Source organism: Rhodococcus sp. MT28, from assembly GCF_058792695.1.
Map to the genome: position 1 here is coordinate 1 of NZ_JBXAFD010000033.1, position 14,465 is coordinate 14,465.

Consider the following 14,465-nt stretch of genomic DNA (forward strand, 5'->3'; position numbering starts at 1 on the left):
CGTACGCGGGGAGAAACCATGGCCACAAAATGCGCCATAAATGGCCGCCAGTGGGGAGCTTACGATGGCCGTCGACAACAACGGCTGGCCCAACCGTAATGATGGCCTGGGACGAGCCAATCGTGGTGGCTGGTGGGACTACAGTAACCCGGCCAACAAGGATCGCCGCGGATAAGCGACCAGTGTCTGGCACGCAGAACACGACGAGATGTCGAGCGTTGACCTCTCGTTCCAGTGGCACGTTGAAATCTCGCGCGGCGAGGGCGCACGCTCGACCCCGACTAGATACTCTATTGCCCGCACCCGATCCGGCCGGTCAGACATGTTCCGGCTACGCGTAACCGATTCGCCTTACGGACACTCAAGTGTTCGAGGGCTGGATCGACAAGGTCGCCCAGTCTCCGCTGCCCGTTCTCTTCCAGGACTGTTCGTGCTTCGGCGGTTCCATCAGGGCAGTGGTTCTGTACAGGTCGTACTTCACAACCTCAGGAAATGCGGCGGCAAGCTGATGCGCGTTCGTCTCGCTCGTCGAGCAGCCGGCTACGAGCGGCGTACCTGCCACCTCGGGAGCCGCGGTGAAGAGCCGGGTTACTGCCGAGGCAGGCAACCACCGGCCGCCCATCGCGGCAACCGGATCAGATGGGAAGGCCGTAGCCCTCGCGTAGCCTGCTCGCCAGCGATCGATGACGCGCGCGAGTGCTATCTCTTGCGTTGCCTCGACGTCGATCACGTGGATCTCGTAGCCGAAGTCACCCAGCTGGCCGACTAATTCCGTCGCCCATGGCATGTACCCCAACGTTCCGTCGATGGCTACATTCTCACCAGCCCGCATCGCGGCGATCAACGCACGTGCTTGCAGAATCGTCGACTCGTGATGCACCAAGGCGGAGAGTTCGAGGGGATGAAACTGTTCTTTCTGGTTGCCCCGCAGGGCCTCTGGGAGCAGGGTTGAGATCGAGCCATCGAGTACTGCGGACCGAAGCAGCAGCGTCTTGAAGTCGTCTGCGTCGATCTGGCGGTACTCTGCAAGATCGGTAGCCGGTGCGCCCATCAGAGTGCTTTTACCTGCTGCGGGCGGGCCGGCGAAGAGCGTTGCTTTGCGCTTCCGCCGCGGGGTACGAGCGGTAGATCGCCACTGGTCGAGTAGCAAAGTGTGCATCCTCCGGCGAGATGCAGTAGGCACCCATTCGCGATCCACTTTGCGAAAGTGAGCTTTGACCATGACGGTCGCGTTCGGGGCATCTATGTTGAGCGGACCACCCGGCGTCGACAAGCTCTCCAGCCGCGCCCGGCGGTCCTCTGCTTCTTCGTGTCTCAAGTCAGTCTGCTACTGCCTCAAGGATGCGGTCGTAATCGGTCTCATTGATGAATCGATCGTCCAATGCCCGACCGACCTGCAGATTGAATCCCGCCAAGCTCAGCGGCGGTACGTCGCCCTGGCTGGGCGATGCGCCCTCGGCCGTCTCGTAGATCCACGCTGACAGCTGCCTGAGCATCGTCTCTCGATCGAGCAACTTAGCGGCATAGCGAGCCGCGATCTCGTACGGAGTTCCGCCAGCCATGTCTGGGCGTACGTCTGGCGCATCAATGCGCGACATCTTCAACCACTGCGAAATCGCTGGCTGGCTGACCCCGTTGGCCTCCGCCAATCGTGTTTGAGTCCACTTTTTCTGTTCGTGGAGCTGGCGCACGCTGCGTAAGAACACGATGCGATCGACAACGCCACGTGCCTTAGATGTTGTCATGGTCGTCTCTAGCTGGTGTTCTAAGACATCGGACATGACTACCTCCTCATATATAAGTAACCTTATACCTGCAGCTCAAAGGCGGCAAATCGGCGGTGATGAGAAACATAAGTAGAGTGCGTTGACCTGTTGAGGCCAAGGTCGTTCTTGGCCACGAAAACCGCCGACCGCCCCGACTAGCTCTCCGTGAGCGTAGTTGAGCGGCAGTGCTCGTCGGTAGCATGAGCTACCCGGGAACCTCTGCTGTGAGTAAGCGTGGGGAGGACGTCAAGTGGAAGTGGGAGCGGCGACGATGCAACGGCTATGGCTTGACGTTCCCTACCGGGAGAAGGATTCGGCCAAGGCTTTCGGTGCCCGGTGGGACCCGCAGGCGCGCCGTTGGTATGCGCCACGTTCGGGAATGCGCACGCTCGACCAGTGGATGCCGTCACCCGCACCTACCGCAGCGGCGGTGCCCGTACCGTCATGGTCGAATGACCTGTCGGTCTTGCTCCGAGACGCAACCAGGGGTGAACTCCTGCCGTGGGCGATCCGTGCACCGCATGGTTGGTTCTGCCACATGTGCGACTCGACGTGCCGTGCCGGCGAGATCCAGAGCGCGAGGATCCAGACCCGCTGGCTGCGCAAACCGATGATCGTCACCCACCCGGTCGAGTGGTGGCATAGTCTCCAAAGACGTGAATACATCGATTGGCGGCTTCAGTCCCACATCACTCGAATCCTCGAACAGACCCTCGCGCCGGAAACTGCGATCCGCTGGAACCCTGATACCCAGCGTCTCGACATGATCACCGGTCCCATCATCGATTGGCGCGACGTCCGTGACCGCCGCGCGTGACGCCGCCAATGCCCTTGTGAGTGTCTTTTTGGCCTTGCGACAGGCGAGTTCAGAGTGCCGAAAGCATTCCAGCTTCCCGCTCGGTGCGCGCCAACTCGATATTCGCGTACAACGCTGAGCGCTTCAAACCTGTATTCCTGCACAGTGTTTCGATCTTGAACTGCCCCGTCTCATACGTTTGCAACAGGTATGCCCGCTCTTCCGGTGTGAGCTTGTGTTGACGGCCTTTCATCTTGCCAGCCGCTGCGGCTGCCGCCACGGCGTCCCTGGTCCGACTCCGGATCAGGTCGGACTCGAATTCGGCCATCAACCCGAGGACACCGATGAACATCTTGCCCATCGGATCCGATGGGTCGTAGATCTTCCCGTCGATCGACAACGCAACACCCTTGTCTGCCAGTCGCCCCACTGTCTCGTGAAGATCCTTCGCGGACCGAGAGAGCCGGTCGAGTTTGGTCACACAGAAGACGTCACCTTCCCGGGCAGCGTTGATCGCATTGTCGAGTCCGGGGCGCCGGGTCTGCCGGCTGTCAGTTTCAGAAGACGACTGCATTTTTCAGAAGACGACTGCGCGTTCGGCGGAAGCATCATCACTGAGTCATTCCCTGACTGCTGAACCTCGAGTCGGGGAATTGATCGGGTGTTCCTATCGAAGCCACCGGGTCCATCAATCGTTCGTTGTCGAGACAGTGTCAGGTGAGACATCGTGGAGTCCTAAGGGAATTCCCAGTGCAGCCAGCCCTCGTCGATGCTCGGAACCCAACCGCGACACGGGCGTCCATCCTCGAGTGAAGCAACAACCTCCTCCAGAAGCGAGTCGATGGATGCCCAACTTTCGCCCTGATCGTTGTCTTCTCCCATAAATCCGCGTACGCATCCACTGGAGTGGCCAGCTCGGGTGTCGACGAACAAAAGATCGCCTCGAATGTTGAAGGCGATCGGGATATACGCGGACAAGTAAGTTCCAGAGACCTCCCCCGCAGGCTCGTCGAGCAAACTGAGGCCGCCGACTGCTGCCGTCGTATCTGCCCACATTTCCGTCATCGATGCCCATCGAGATGCGACGAGATCCAACGGTAGCGGTTGGTATTCCGGAAATATCAGGGCGGAGTGCCTTCCGTCCGGGTTCCCGTTCTGGAGACCGAACCATGTCCGTAGTTCGGTCGGCCACTTTCTGCCAGTCAATGCTTCGACCTCGTCCACGAAACTTTGGCCCGCTGGTGGGTCGATCGCCGCGGCCGTTATCGGGGCTTCCCGCAAGCACCAATCGTGAAGCCTCAGCCAGTTCTCTTCCACGCTCATGAACGCACGCTACCCAACGAGCCTTTTCGAGGGTGTCAGTTTCAGAAGACGACTGCACTCTCGGCGAGAGCATCACTACCGCTCATGGATGTCTCTTCACAAGGGACCTTCGATGAGTTCGAGCAGCTCCGCGAGGAGTCGGTCGGCTCGGTCCTCGATTTCGTCGAGGGCCGATGTGACACTGCCGAGGGTGTGGTGTGCGTGTTTGCGGGCAGCGATTCCGTGTTCGTAGTAGTCGTCGCCGAGCGGCTCTATAGCATCCGATTGCGTTGTTGAGCTGTTGTTTTCGGGGCTCTTTCGTTGGGGTGGGTGGATGTGTCGCGGTGCCTGACCGGATAGGTGCGCGGCGGTGATGTCGGCTACTGCGCGAGCGGTGAGCGGCGTGGCGGTCAGTGGGGTGTGGCCCCATCGGTCGATCGGGGTCAGTAGCGGCCGCTGATCGGCCGGGTCGATGCGTCCGTCGTGTCCGGTGAGTTCGTTGCCGTCGCCGGTGTCCATGAGGCCCGCGAGCATGTGGGTGCTGAAATACCGGTCCGAGAATCCGAGAACTTCCATCCACCGCCGATACACCCGCGCCGGGGAGGCCCCGGCTGCTACGAGCCCCGGCGGGATCACCGCTACACGGTCGACCGCGTCGACGTGTAGGGCATCGGTGACAGGATCGGCGGTGACGTCGCAGATACGCAGCGCCGCGATCTGCGTGTACGTCAGTCCGGTAGGAGCGAGGGTGAGGATCATGGCGTCGCGGCGGGCAAACAACGCTGCCGGCCAACCCGTTTCGGGAAGCCGTGAGATCACCTCACCGGTACGGGCGGCGAGATTGTCGAGGCGTGCCCTGCGCGTCGCGTCAAGGGCGGCGCGGATATTGTCGCTGCGCCCCGGCGCCGGGAAGCCATAGCGGTGATGGGCTGTGTCGATGACGGAGATACGCCGGCGCTGCGTGACCGTACCTGCGGGGTGGGCGGAGAGGAACTGGGCCAAAAGTTCCGGCGTTGTCGGCAACGACGGTTGGTCGTGGGCGGCGCACCAGTCCGTGAACAACATCCAGGTGTGCCGATCCCGTGCCGGGAGTTGCGAATCCGGAGGTTGGGGTGCGAGATGGGTAGCACTGGTGGTGTTATCGATGGTGCTCGACTCGGTGGTCATGTCCTCACCTGCATCGACGTGGGTGGTCATAGGCCGAGATCGTTGACGGCATTGCCTATCAAGGGCGCATTTTCTCTCGCGTACACCTCGACCATGGCGGGGGTGGTGTGCCCGGTCTGGCGCATGATGGCGTGGGCGTCGGCGCCGTTGCGGAAGGCTTGGGTGACGAAACCGGCCCGCAAGGAATGCCCACCCAACTGTATGACCACGGCAGGGTCGTAGCCGGCTGCGGTGGCGCGGCGGCGGATCGCGGCATGGACCGCTGCCCCGGACAACGGGGTGTCGGAGAGGTTCCCGTTTTTGCGGATCGACCGGAATAACGGTGCCTGCGCGCTCATCTTGGGGATGGCGCCGCGGCAGACGTGCGCATCGAATGGGCCGGATGTCGTGAGTATTCGGATGACCCCGACACGTCCACCTGTATCGAACGCTGCCACGACCTGCGCCCACCGTGCCCATGCACAGGGCGGGCAGTGCTCGTGGCGGGCGGTGAACGGCAGAGCCCGGACCGTGCCGGTGCCGTCCTGATCGGTTTTCGAGCGCCGCAGCCGAACATGAACACCGTCGAGGCGGTCGAGTTTGACGTCCCCACACTGTAATTCGACGAGTTCACTGCGGCGGAACGCCCCGGCGAAGCCGATCAGGATCAGGGCACTGTCGCGGCGTTCGAGAACCTCGTCCGCCCAACCGGCGACAGAATCTCGGGCGGCGGCGGTGATGGCGGTGATGTCGGCGGTCAACAACGGGGCCCGCGGATTGCGGAGCCGATCACCGGCGGCGGCGTAGTCGCGGCGGATCCCGGCGAGGGTGCCGCGCACGATCTCGTGCGAGGTCGGGGACTCGTGCCCGGTACGTCGGTGGCGGTCGGCGATCGCGGCGACCCACTTGGCGAATGTGGGCGGGGCGTAAGCGCGGGTCCCTGAGGTAGTGAGGGTGTCGGCGGCCGCGACGAGATACGCAGCGACGGTCACCGGATGCGCAGGCAATGAACTGTGACTGTGGGCGGTGCACCAGTGCTCGAATCGTCGCCACGCCGACTCGTACGCCCGCCGGGTGCCGTCGGAGCGAGCCGATTCCATCGATCGCCCGATCCGGGCGGCGACATCGTCGGGCAGCTCCGGGAACACCGCCGCAGTGCCCACCGCAGCAGGGACGGATACGCGGTGGGAGCCGGTGAACTGCTCATTCCTCATAGCCGGAACAGTAGCCACGCCCTCCGACACATCCGTTTAAACGAAAAACTTGCTGAACTGCGCTTTCAATAGAGACGGTGCGGGAACGATATTTCTCGTCGGTCACCGCACACCGACCGTGGGTGACGCGCAGCGATGCCTGCAGACCCCTGTTTCGACGCGGCGATCGTGTCACCGATCTCGGTTGCCGATGTCGATGCCCAGCTCGTTGAACGTGTCGTCGATCTTGCGAATCTGCTGGTCGGTGCGGGCTCCGAGCAGGATGAATGCGTGTAGGGATCGGGCGGTGTCGGCGTTTTCTCGGGCTGCGGCAACAACGGCGTCGATCAGCGCGGGCAACTTTTCCCACGCACTGGATGCGGTGTCCGTGTGCGCCGGCGGCGCTGGTACCGAAGGTGGGAAGGGTATTCCGGCGAAGACTGCATCAGCCGGGTAGGGGCTGAGTAGATCGCCGTGTGTTCCGGCCGCGGTGATCGTGCCGTCCTCTATGAGGGTGATCGCGGCAGCGGCTCCGGCGAGGATCCGACTCTGATCGGCCCGATTCAGATATTCGAACGGGCGAGTGAGTGCACGTGGTGGCCGGTCATTGGCGCATTCCCAGATCAGCCGAAGATCGCGGGCATATGTGCCGGCTTTGCTGAGCGGGATGCAGATCTCGTCGATCAGTGTGCGCAGCATCCGGAACCACAGACCCGCGTGCACACGAGCTCGGGGCAACAGCACGCTGCCTTCTGCCAGGGCAGCGGTGGTGCGGTGATCGAGGGCGGTGACCGTACTGTGCACCGGGGTGGGGCGCAGGTCCTTACCGAGGGCACAGACACTCCTGTCCCAGAATACGATCTGACCAGGTACGACATGACAGGGTTCGAGGCGGCAGCGATGCTCGGGGCAGCTCGCCACTAGCGACAGCTGCCATATCAACTTCACACCGATGACAGTGTCCGCGTCGCCGGCACCGATGCAGACCGGGCATACACGGTCGTTGGGGGTGTCGGTGACCCACGGCAGCCATCCCGGTTCTGTTGGAGCGCGGCGGGGGCGATCACCCTTCGAAAGTTGCGGTGGGATCAGGACCGAGAGTTGGTGGACGTAAGTACGAAGTCGCATTCCTCTGGGTCGGTGCTGTCGAGCAGCCACGGAACCCAGCCCGACAGGCTCATCTGTTGTAGCTGATCGAGCGCAACGGTGCTGCGGGCAGCGAGCATTCGGGCCGCGGCATCGGGGATGTCTCGATCAAGATCCGACCCCGCGCCATCGGGGTGGAGTTCGCTCACGAGCTGGACGATGTTGCTGATCCCGTAGAGGTTTCCGATTCGGCGAAGCCAGGAGGTCAGTGCTTCACCGGTTTGAGGCTGCGGGTGCAGGGGCCATCGCTGCACCTCCTCGACCCCCTTGCTCATGCCAGGTCGCGTTCGAACTGTCGGCGCCGCCCACTGGGGCCGGTGTAGTCGGTGATCGTCAAAACGTGGTGGGTGATCGCTACTTCGCCGGTCTCGATCGCGGCGACCGCGGCAGCGGTGAGGAGCATCGACAGCTCCCCGATGGTGCCTTCGCTGCGGGCAAGCAGATATCCGGTCATCTCCTCCGACGTCAGGTGTGAGGGCTTGCGCAACGGAAAGCTGGCCGTGAAGCTCGCGAGCAGCGAACGGGTATCGGAATCGTTGCCCCACACCGGAAGAATCGTCGGATGGAATCTGTTCTCGAGTTGCGCGTCGGCCCTGATCGCCAGATAGGCCTCGCGGGTCCCGACACCCACTAGCGGCATTCGTAGTTCGTTGCCGAGGTAGCGCAGCAGGTTCAAGAATTCGCGGCGAACACCGTCGCGGCCGGCCAGGAGGTTGTGCAGTTCGTCGATCACCAGCATCTGCACACCGGTGGCGCGCAGCAACGTCAGTGCCAGTTGCTCAAGCTCGTGGACTCTTCGGTGCGGACGGAGCGGAGCCCCCAACGCCGCCAACAATGCCACGTAGAAGCGGCTGACCGACGGCTCCGAAGGCATCTGCACACACAACACCGGGATCTGCTCGCGGTCGGGGACGCTGACCGGCGGGTGAGCGCGGCGAAACTTCTCGATGATCATCGACTTGCCGTTGTTCGTCGGACCGACGAGCAGCACGTTCGGCATTCGCCCTCGATCGGGCCACGCGAGCAGCACCTCAAGCTGTTCGATCACCGCCAGGGCATGGGGATAGCCGATCCAGCGGTCGGCCCGAACATGCCGAATACGCTGCGCCGCAGGGAGCATCGCCAGCGGTTGTGCCGCGTGATGCAGATGTGTCAGATCATCGTCTGCAGGCTCGGTCATGAAGTCACCACTGTTCGATGTCGTCGAACGCCGCGACGACATCACTGGGAGCGGTGGGATCGTCCGGCGGCGGAGTGCTCATCGCCCCGGATGATGTGGTTGCCGGGACGGGTAGGTGTTGGCGGCGGGCGCGGTTACGCCGCGCGGTGCGGGTCGCCTTCTTCGCCCCGGTCGTGATCTCACGCATCTGCTCGATCATCGAGAACAACGCACTCTCGTCGATCTGTGTGCGGCCCCGCTCACGCAACCGGGCGGCTGCAGCGCGGTGCTCCCACAACGTGACCGCCGGATGCGAGAGCGTCCGGTACGGCACTTCGACATACCCTGCACCATTGTCGGGTTCGAGGACCCAGATTCGGCTTATGTCGCGGGGATCACGCCGAATGACGAATGTACCCAACTGCTCCCGGCGACTGATCCACGGTTTGAGCGTGTTCGAGAAGTACTGGACATGATCGATGGTGAATCCCGTGCGGGTCAATCTCCGGCGAATTACCGGAAGGAAATCGACGACGAACGCAGTCTCGTCCACCACCACAGGCGGAGGGTTCCGCAGTGTGGTGATGCTGTCGGACCACTTCGCTGCCGGGCTCTGACCGAGGCTCGAATGCAGGCTCCCGTGGTACGAGGATGTCGAAATAACCAGCCATCGTTCTAGCTCGGTCAGGGTCAGCACCGCTGCTGCCTGCGAATCGTAGCTGCCCCGAGCAGCGGGATCGGAGAACGTGGTGCCGGGTAGTTCATGCACCCTGAGCATGGCGGTTCCGATGATGCGTTCGACGATGCCGCCGTAATGCGGGCGACCCGGTGGTCGGTATCCGAGATCGATGCCATGCTGCTCGCAGCCCCGACGCAACGCTTCACCTTTGAACTCCGCTGCGTTGTCGAGATAGAGCCGCCGCGGCTTTCCTGCCATCGGCCACTGCACCTGCCCGGCCAACCCCATCGCCTCCAGCCAGCCATTCTTGTCGCAGGCCACCCGGCCCAGACACAACCCGACCGATACCGCGGACGGCGGTTCGAGCGTCACCACGAAACCGAGGACACATCGGCTGAATACGTCGATCGCCATGGTCAGATACGGGCGGCCGATCGGTTCGCGGTCGTGCTCGTCGACGATCATCAGATCCACCACGGTGTGATCGATCTGCACCTGCTCGAGTACCGCTTCCACCGGAGGAGGGACACCGCCGGCGCTTTGGCGCGGCCGCGCAGCATCCTGGCCCCCACGCAACCTGGCTACAGTTCCGGGATGCATCGCTGCGATCCGCGTTGCCACCGTATTGCGCGCCGGCACCCGCAATCCTGATCGATGACAGGCCAACGCAATTCGGCGGTATATCGCCGCGACACTGAGTTTCTGCCGCTTCAAGAACTCCTTCGCGAGATAATCGGCGATCACCTCCTCCACCTCGGCGCTCACTCGGCCCCGGCCGCGGCCACCCGAAGGCGGTGCGATCAGCAGATCGGTGACAGTCCCTGATCCGCAGCGAATCCGATCGATCAGGCTGTATACCTGCCGGCGCGAGAGCTGCAACCGCTCGGCAGCCTCGTCGGCCGCCGCGAAACCGACTGTGTCCACCCCTGCCAACGGCGCCAAGACCGCGAACCTCGACCGGGCCAGCTCCCACTGCTCATCCGACGCTGTCAGTACGCCGCTCTCGACGATGCTGATTCTCTCCGCATCCACGACACGCCTCCGCAGCATGGCCTCGAGCGCAGCTGCCGAGTGCACTGCACTTCTGAACACAGAATGTCAGAAGACAACTGCACGCAAGGCCGAAATCGCAGGACACCGTGCAGTCGACTTCTGAAAATGACATGAATTGTCAGTTTCAGAAGACGGCTGCACGATGTCAGAAGTGCACTGCAGTGCAGCTCCGAGTTCTTGAGCACACGTCCGGCCTTATCCAGTGAGCGCTGCGATCCCTGACTGGATAGCGCATTGATAGTGAAATTTCGCATCAAGTTTTACTGGCCGTCGGTGAGCTGCGGGTCTAGCGTCGCGGCCGGCCGTGGACGGCTGTTGTCGCGCGAAGTGCTCGATCGGACACTTGCGGCATGGGCGGCGAGAAAGTTGTCGACGATTTGGATGCAGTCGTCGGCGTGGATGTGGCGCAGTCCTGTGAGGCGAGCGAACACTATCGGTCCGAGGAGCTGAATGAGGGCGAAGGTGGTGTCGATCTCGCCGAGCACAGTGCGGGCGTCAGGGGCCGTCAGGATCTGATCCAGGGACCTGCGGTATTGCTCTATGACACGGGCCCGAAGCGAGACCACCGCGCCAGGATCGAGATCGCGCCGGCTGGCGTCGCCGCTGTTGACGGGTCCCATTGCCAGCCAGGCCAGCGTGGTCATCTGCACCGGAGCTTGGTCGATGAGGTCGGCCTGGGTGGTGAGCACCGAAATCAGACGTTCGCGTAGCGGACCGGTATCGATATCGGTGTCGACTGGGGGTAGTAGTCGCTCGAAGGTTGCAGCGAGCAGGTCAGTGGTACTTCCGAAGTGGCGGTACAGCGTGGCACGCGCAACCTTCGACATGCGGGTGACCGCCTCCACGGTGACCGCCTCGACACCGCCGGTGGCTAGCAGCTGGCCCGCCGCTTCGAGTAACCGGTTACGTGAGCGCGCCAGCCGGGGGTCGGCCGGGCCCTCGGCCGCAACGAGAGGGTCGACCATGAACGGGCTCCGCTCCATTTTGACTGACAAAACATGTCCTAGCATGACCATTCTGTCACACCCGCAAAGTTATGATACTAATAGTCTCGCACCGAGACGATCAGTCTCAAACTGGGAGGCTGGCCGTTGAACGAACGTAGATCCGACTCTGCCAGCGTCGCTCGATGGAGCGGTGCCCAGTGGTGGATGTTGATTGTGTCGTGCATGGCAGTCGCGTTGGTGGTGGCCGCAATGGCGGCATTGTATTCAGCGTTGCCACAGATCGCGGTCGCGACAGGGGCGACGCAAGCTCAACTGACCTGGATAGTCGACGGTTATACGCTGGTATTGGCGTGCTTCGTTCTGCCTGCCGGTGCGATCGGTGACCGGTACGGTCGCCGGGGGGTGCTCGTGGCGGGGTTGGCGTTGTTCGCTTTCGCGTCGGCATTGCCCTTGTTTCTCGCCGACCCGGCGTGGCTGATCGCTGCTCGCGCGTTGGCTGGGGCGGGTGCGGCGCTGGTCATGCCCTCGACGCTGTCGATACTGACCGCGGGATTTCCACCGGCGCATCGCGGTCGCGCTGTAGGTGTGTGGGCCGGGGTTGCTGGATCCGGGGCGGTCCTGGGCATCCTCGGGGCTGGTGTGCTGCTCGAGCAGTGGTCGTGGACCTCGGTGTTCGTCGGGTTGACCGTCGCCGGAGCGGTTCTGGCCGGGTTGGCATGCAGTATCGCGGAGTCCCGCCAGCAGGAGCATCCACCGGTCGATTGGGTGGGCGCTGTGACCGTAGTTGTCGCGGTCGGGGCGATCGTCTTCGCTGTGATCGAGGTTCCGGCCCGTGGCTGGTCGGATTCGCTCGTCGCCATCAGCACTGCGGTGGGCTTGTTCGCAGTTGTGGTGTTCGTCGTCGTAGAACTACGTTCCTCGGCACCCCTACTCGATGTCCGGTTGTTCGCCCGCCGTGGCTTCGGTGCCGGCGCACTGTCGGTCTGTATCCAATTTTTGGTGACCTTCGGGGTGTTCTTGCTGTTGGTGCAGTATCTGCAGTTGATTCTCGGTTATGGACCGCTCACCGCCGCGTTGGCGTTGACCCCTATGGTCGTGCCGCTCATCGTGATCTCGGTGATTGCACCCTGGCTGTCGAACATTGTTGGGCTGCGGGTGATGACCACTGTAGGTCTGCTCACCATCGCGGCGGGACTGGTGATGGTGAGCAGACTGACCGTCGCGGCAACTTACCCTGACCTGCTGTGGCCCTTGCTCATCATGAGCGCGGGTTTGGGGTTGTGTACCGCCCCTGCGACTTTCGCCATCGTCTCGGACACTCCTGAGGCCAAGCACGGGGTGGCTGCCGCGGTCAACGACGCAGCTCGCGAAATCGGTGCCGCGATTGGGATTGCGGTAGCCGGTAGCGTGCTCGCGGCCGGTTACGTTCAGCACATTCAGCCGGCTCTGCCCCAGCTACCCGAGCCTGCCCGTGGTCCGGTGGCCGATTCTCTGGCCGCCGCGTTGCAGGTCGCCGACCGCGCAGGACCAGCTGGTCAGCCGCTGGCCGAGTTCGCCAGAGCCGCATTCGTACACGGAAGTGGTCAGGCGACGCTGTCGTTGGCGGCGCTGACCGCCGCTGGGGCACTCGTCCTCGCCGTCTTTGCGCCAGGTAGACGCAGCCGTACGACAGCCACCGCGGGTGATGGACGTCGGTGAAGGTCGGTCAGGGTGTCTATTCTTCGGTGTGATTCGTGTCTGTGGCCCGGAGTTGGGCTCGGGCTTGGGACTGCATGAAGTGTTCGACCTCGACTACCACGAACAGGGCAGTAGCGGTGGCTACGGAGCGGCCCTGCGCATCGTCCATCGTGGCCGTGAGATCCAGTTTGCGCCCATCACGAGACCGAACGGCAGCACGCAATACGTATGGAGTGCCGAGCAGAACCGGCGCTAGGTAGTCGAGCTCGAGACGCCGCGTCACGGCGAGCTCACCCACTGTGTAGAGCAGGAAGCCGAACAGATCGTCGAGAACGGTCGCCACCGCGCCGCCGTGTGCTATCCCGGGTGCCCCGACATGACGCTGGTCGAACACATGGTGAGCTACCACGCCGTTCTCGTCACGCTGGACCGACAGGGCGTGGCCGTGCGGGTTCTGCGGCCCACAACCAAGACAGTCGGGGTGGTGGGGCGGTAGATCAGGCGACTCGGAAGTCGTGCTCCAGAACGAGCGCGCCCAGTTCTCGATAGCGGGGCCGGCCGACCCGCTGACCTCGTCTGGAATTCTTTTCATGGTCGGACCTCTCTGTCGTGAAACCGTGCCGAGTCTGTCGCGTCTTCGCGCGCTCGGCCTGCACCGCAGCATCCGGTCGGGCGTTCGTCCGACCGGTCGGCGCGCTCGCCCCCGCCATGATTACCACGAGCGGGAGTCTTCTCACTCAACGCACCTCCCGGCCCGATAGCGCACACGACGCGGCCGTCGAGCCGAAAATGGTGACCGCGAAACATCGAGGGCTTCCGTCGGCGGGCTGAATTGTTGTCGGCGTGGGGCAGGATCAGGGTCTGTTGCCGAGTAACGACACGGCATCGATGCAGCGTCCACCGAGAGGCGTCCGACTGTTCCGTCCGGCAACTCTTCGGTCGTTCGGTGCCTCCGCACGCCTGGGGCGATCCGGCGCGGGCGGCTGCAGCACAGTGCGATGCGCCGTTTACCGCGAGGTGGTTCGGTCGGGTTCAACTCCCGAGACTTCGAGCCCTTCTGGTGGGGGGTAGGGGAGGGCTCATCTGGTTGCCACCTTTAAACTCGATAGCCCGCGGAAGGACAGCCCGGTACGCCAGCGAGGCTGTTCGACGAGCTGGAGACCGGGAAAACGAGCCACCAGGATCGGGAACAGTAGGGATCCTTCGAGCCGGGCCAGCGGCGCGCCGAGACAGAAGTGAATGCCGGCGCCGAACGACAACGGTGGGACTCCGGTTCGGGTGATGTCGAGCTTATCCGGGTCACAAAATCGGTCCGGATCTCTGTTGGCCGCCCCGAGCAAGGTCAATACGATCTGACCGGGATGTAGATCGACTCCTGCCAGCCGTGTCGGCTCGAGCACCGTGCGCCCGTTGGTCTGGACGGGGGAGTCGTAACGCAACAATTCTTCGACGGCATTGCTCGCCAAGTCGGGCCTGGCACCCAGTTCGCGCATTTGGTCGGGGTGAGCGAGCAGCGCGGCGACGCCGTTGCCGATGAGGTTTGTGGTGGTTTCGAACCCTGCGGCGAACAACAGAATCGCGGTGCCGACGCATTCGTCGTC

At 63.2% G+C, this 14,465-nt stretch carries 15 protein-coding genes; 2 read left to right on the forward strand and 13 right to left on the reverse strand.

The window, feature by feature from the left end; all coding sequences use genetic code 11:
* Positions 1 to 361: 361 nt before the first annotated feature.
* Positions 362 to 1,318, reverse strand: a complete 957-nt coding sequence (locus AC1Q6C_RS32670) for a zeta toxin family protein (protein WP_155277952.1) — start codon at positions 1,316 to 1,318, stop codon at positions 362 to 364.
* A 1-nt stretch (position 1,319) separates the two neighbouring features.
* Positions 1,320 to 1,781, reverse strand: coding sequence for a helix-turn-helix domain-containing protein (locus tag AC1Q6C_RS32675; protein ID WP_155277951.1), 462 nt, complete (start codon positions 1,779 to 1,781; stop codon positions 1,320 to 1,322).
* Positions 1,782 to 2,037: 256 nt separating this feature from the next.
* On the opposite strand from AC1Q6C_RS32675, the gene AC1Q6C_RS32680 reads away from it, so the two are divergent.
* A complete protein-coding gene (locus tag AC1Q6C_RS32680; protein ID WP_219468564.1) occupies positions 2,038 to 2,583 on the forward strand; it encodes a DUF5710 domain-containing protein in 546 nt (181 codons plus the stop codon).
* A 49-nt stretch (positions 2,584 to 2,632) separates the two neighbouring features.
* Here AC1Q6C_RS32680 and AC1Q6C_RS32685 read toward each other — a convergent pair whose 3' ends face one another.
* From AC1Q6C_RS32685 to AC1Q6C_RS32725, 9 genes are all read right to left on the reverse strand, one after another.
* A complete protein-coding gene (locus tag AC1Q6C_RS32685; protein ID WP_243621728.1) occupies positions 2,633 to 3,136 on the reverse strand; it encodes a recombinase family protein in 504 nt (167 codons plus the stop codon).
* A 161-nt stretch (positions 3,137 to 3,297) separates the two neighbouring features.
* The gene (locus AC1Q6C_RS32690; RefSeq protein WP_166503098.1) at positions 3,298 to 3,885 is read right to left on the reverse strand and encodes an SMI1/KNR4 family protein; all 588 of its coding nucleotides are present in this window, start codon (positions 3,883 to 3,885) and stop codon (positions 3,298 to 3,300) included.
* Positions 3,886 to 3,981: 96 nt separating this feature from the next.
* Complete coding sequence (locus AC1Q6C_RS32695; protein WP_243621726.1) at positions 3,982 to 5,061, reverse strand: recombinase; 1,080 nt, start codon at positions 5,059 to 5,061, stop codon at positions 3,982 to 3,984.
* On the reverse strand, positions 5,058 to 6,224 hold the full coding sequence (locus tag AC1Q6C_RS32700; protein ID WP_492667094.1) for a site-specific integrase: 1,167 nt from the start codon (positions 6,222 to 6,224) through the stop codon (positions 5,058 to 5,060). Before AC1Q6C_RS32700 ends, AC1Q6C_RS32695 begins: the two co-directional genes overlap by 4 nt.
* A 171-nt stretch (positions 6,225 to 6,395) precedes the next feature.
* On the reverse strand, positions 6,396 to 7,331 hold the full coding sequence (locus AC1Q6C_RS32705; protein WP_492667095.1) for a TniQ family protein: 936 nt from the start codon (positions 7,329 to 7,331) through the stop codon (positions 6,396 to 6,398).
* Positions 7,292 to 7,624, reverse strand: a complete 333-nt coding sequence (locus AC1Q6C_RS32710) for a TniQ family protein (protein WP_492667096.1) — start codon at positions 7,622 to 7,624, stop codon at positions 7,292 to 7,294. Before AC1Q6C_RS32710 ends, AC1Q6C_RS32705 begins: the two co-directional genes overlap by 40 nt.
* Positions 7,621 to 8,529, reverse strand: coding sequence for a TniB family NTP-binding protein (locus AC1Q6C_RS32715; RefSeq protein WP_492667097.1), 909 nt, complete (start codon positions 8,527 to 8,529; stop codon positions 7,621 to 7,623). The genes AC1Q6C_RS32710 and AC1Q6C_RS32715 overlap by 4 nt, the downstream gene beginning before the upstream one ends.
* Before the next feature lie 4 nt (positions 8,530 to 8,533).
* Positions 8,534 to 10,219, reverse strand: coding sequence for a TnsB C-terminal domain-containing protein (locus tag AC1Q6C_RS32720; RefSeq protein ID WP_243621725.1), 1,686 nt, complete (start codon positions 10,217 to 10,219; stop codon positions 8,534 to 8,536).
* Between the two features lie 281 nt (positions 10,220 to 10,500).
* On the reverse strand, positions 10,501 to 11,205 hold the full coding sequence (locus AC1Q6C_RS32725; RefSeq protein WP_019749804.1) for a TetR/AcrR family transcriptional regulator: 705 nt from the start codon (positions 11,203 to 11,205) through the stop codon (positions 10,501 to 10,503).
* Between the two features lie 204 nt (positions 11,206 to 11,409).
* On the opposite strand from AC1Q6C_RS32725, the gene AC1Q6C_RS32730 reads away from it, so the two are divergent.
* On the forward strand, positions 11,410 to 12,885 hold the full coding sequence (locus AC1Q6C_RS32730) for an MFS transporter (RefSeq protein WP_371827903.1): 1,476 nt from the start codon (positions 11,410 to 11,412) through the stop codon (positions 12,883 to 12,885).
* A gap of 16 nt (positions 12,886 to 12,901) precedes the next feature.
* On the opposite strand, the gene AC1Q6C_RS32735 is transcribed toward AC1Q6C_RS32730, so the two are convergent.
* Both AC1Q6C_RS32735 and AC1Q6C_RS32740 read right to left on the reverse strand, forming a co-directional pair.
* Positions 12,902 to 13,456 (reverse strand): PaaI family thioesterase, encoded by a 555-nt coding sequence (locus tag AC1Q6C_RS32735; RefSeq protein ID WP_219468569.1) that lies wholly within the window; start codon positions 13,454 to 13,456, stop codon positions 12,902 to 12,904.
* Between the two features lie 487 nt (positions 13,457 to 13,943).
* Positions 13,944 to 14,465: cytochrome P450 (locus AC1Q6C_RS32740; RefSeq protein WP_492667098.1), on the reverse strand; the 522-nt coding region annotated here is incomplete at its 5' end.

Bases quoted from the DNA above. Each gene is read 5' to 3' on its own strand.
- AC1Q6C_RS32675 (WP_155277951.1), bottom strand. From the start codon at position 1,781: ATGTCCGATGTCTTAGAACACCAGCTAGAGACGACCATGACAACATCT.
- AC1Q6C_RS32680 (WP_219468564.1), top strand. From the start codon at position 2,038: ATGCAACGGCTATGGCTTGACGTTCCCTACCGGGAGAAGGATTCGGCC.
- AC1Q6C_RS32685 (WP_243621728.1), bottom strand. From the start codon at position 3,136: ATGCAGTCGTCTTCTGAAACTGACAGCCGGCAGACCCGGCGCCCCGGA.
- AC1Q6C_RS32690 (WP_166503098.1), bottom strand. From the start codon at position 3,885: ATGAGCGTGGAAGAGAACTGGCTGAGGCTTCACGATTGGTGCTTGCGG.
- AC1Q6C_RS32695 (WP_243621726.1), bottom strand. From the start codon at position 5,061: ATGACCACCCACGTCGATGCAGGTGAGGACATGACCACCGAGTCGAGC.
- AC1Q6C_RS32700 (WP_492667094.1), bottom strand. From the start codon at position 6,224: ATGAGGAATGAGCAGTTCACCGGCTCCCACCGCGTATCCGTCCCTGCT.
- AC1Q6C_RS32705 (WP_492667095.1), bottom strand. From the start codon at position 7,331: ATGCGACTTCGTACTTACGTCCACCAACTCTCGGTCCTGATCCCACCG.
- AC1Q6C_RS32710 (WP_492667096.1), bottom strand. From the start codon at position 7,624: ATGAGCAAGGGGGTCGAGGAGGTGCAGCGATGGCCCCTGCACCCGCAG.
- AC1Q6C_RS32715 (WP_492667097.1), bottom strand. From the start codon at position 8,529: ATGACCGAGCCTGCAGACGATGATCTGACACATCTGCATCACGCGGCA.
- AC1Q6C_RS32725 (WP_019749804.1), bottom strand. From the start codon at position 11,205: ATGGTCGACCCTCTCGTTGCGGCCGAGGGCCCGGCCGACCCCCGGCTG.
- AC1Q6C_RS32730 (WP_371827903.1), top strand. From the start codon at position 11,410: ATGGCAGTCGCGTTGGTGGTGGCCGCAATGGCGGCATTGTATTCAGCG.
- AC1Q6C_RS32735 (WP_219468569.1), bottom strand. From the start codon at position 13,456: ATGAAAAGAATTCCAGACGAGGTCAGCGGGTCGGCCGGCCCCGCTATC.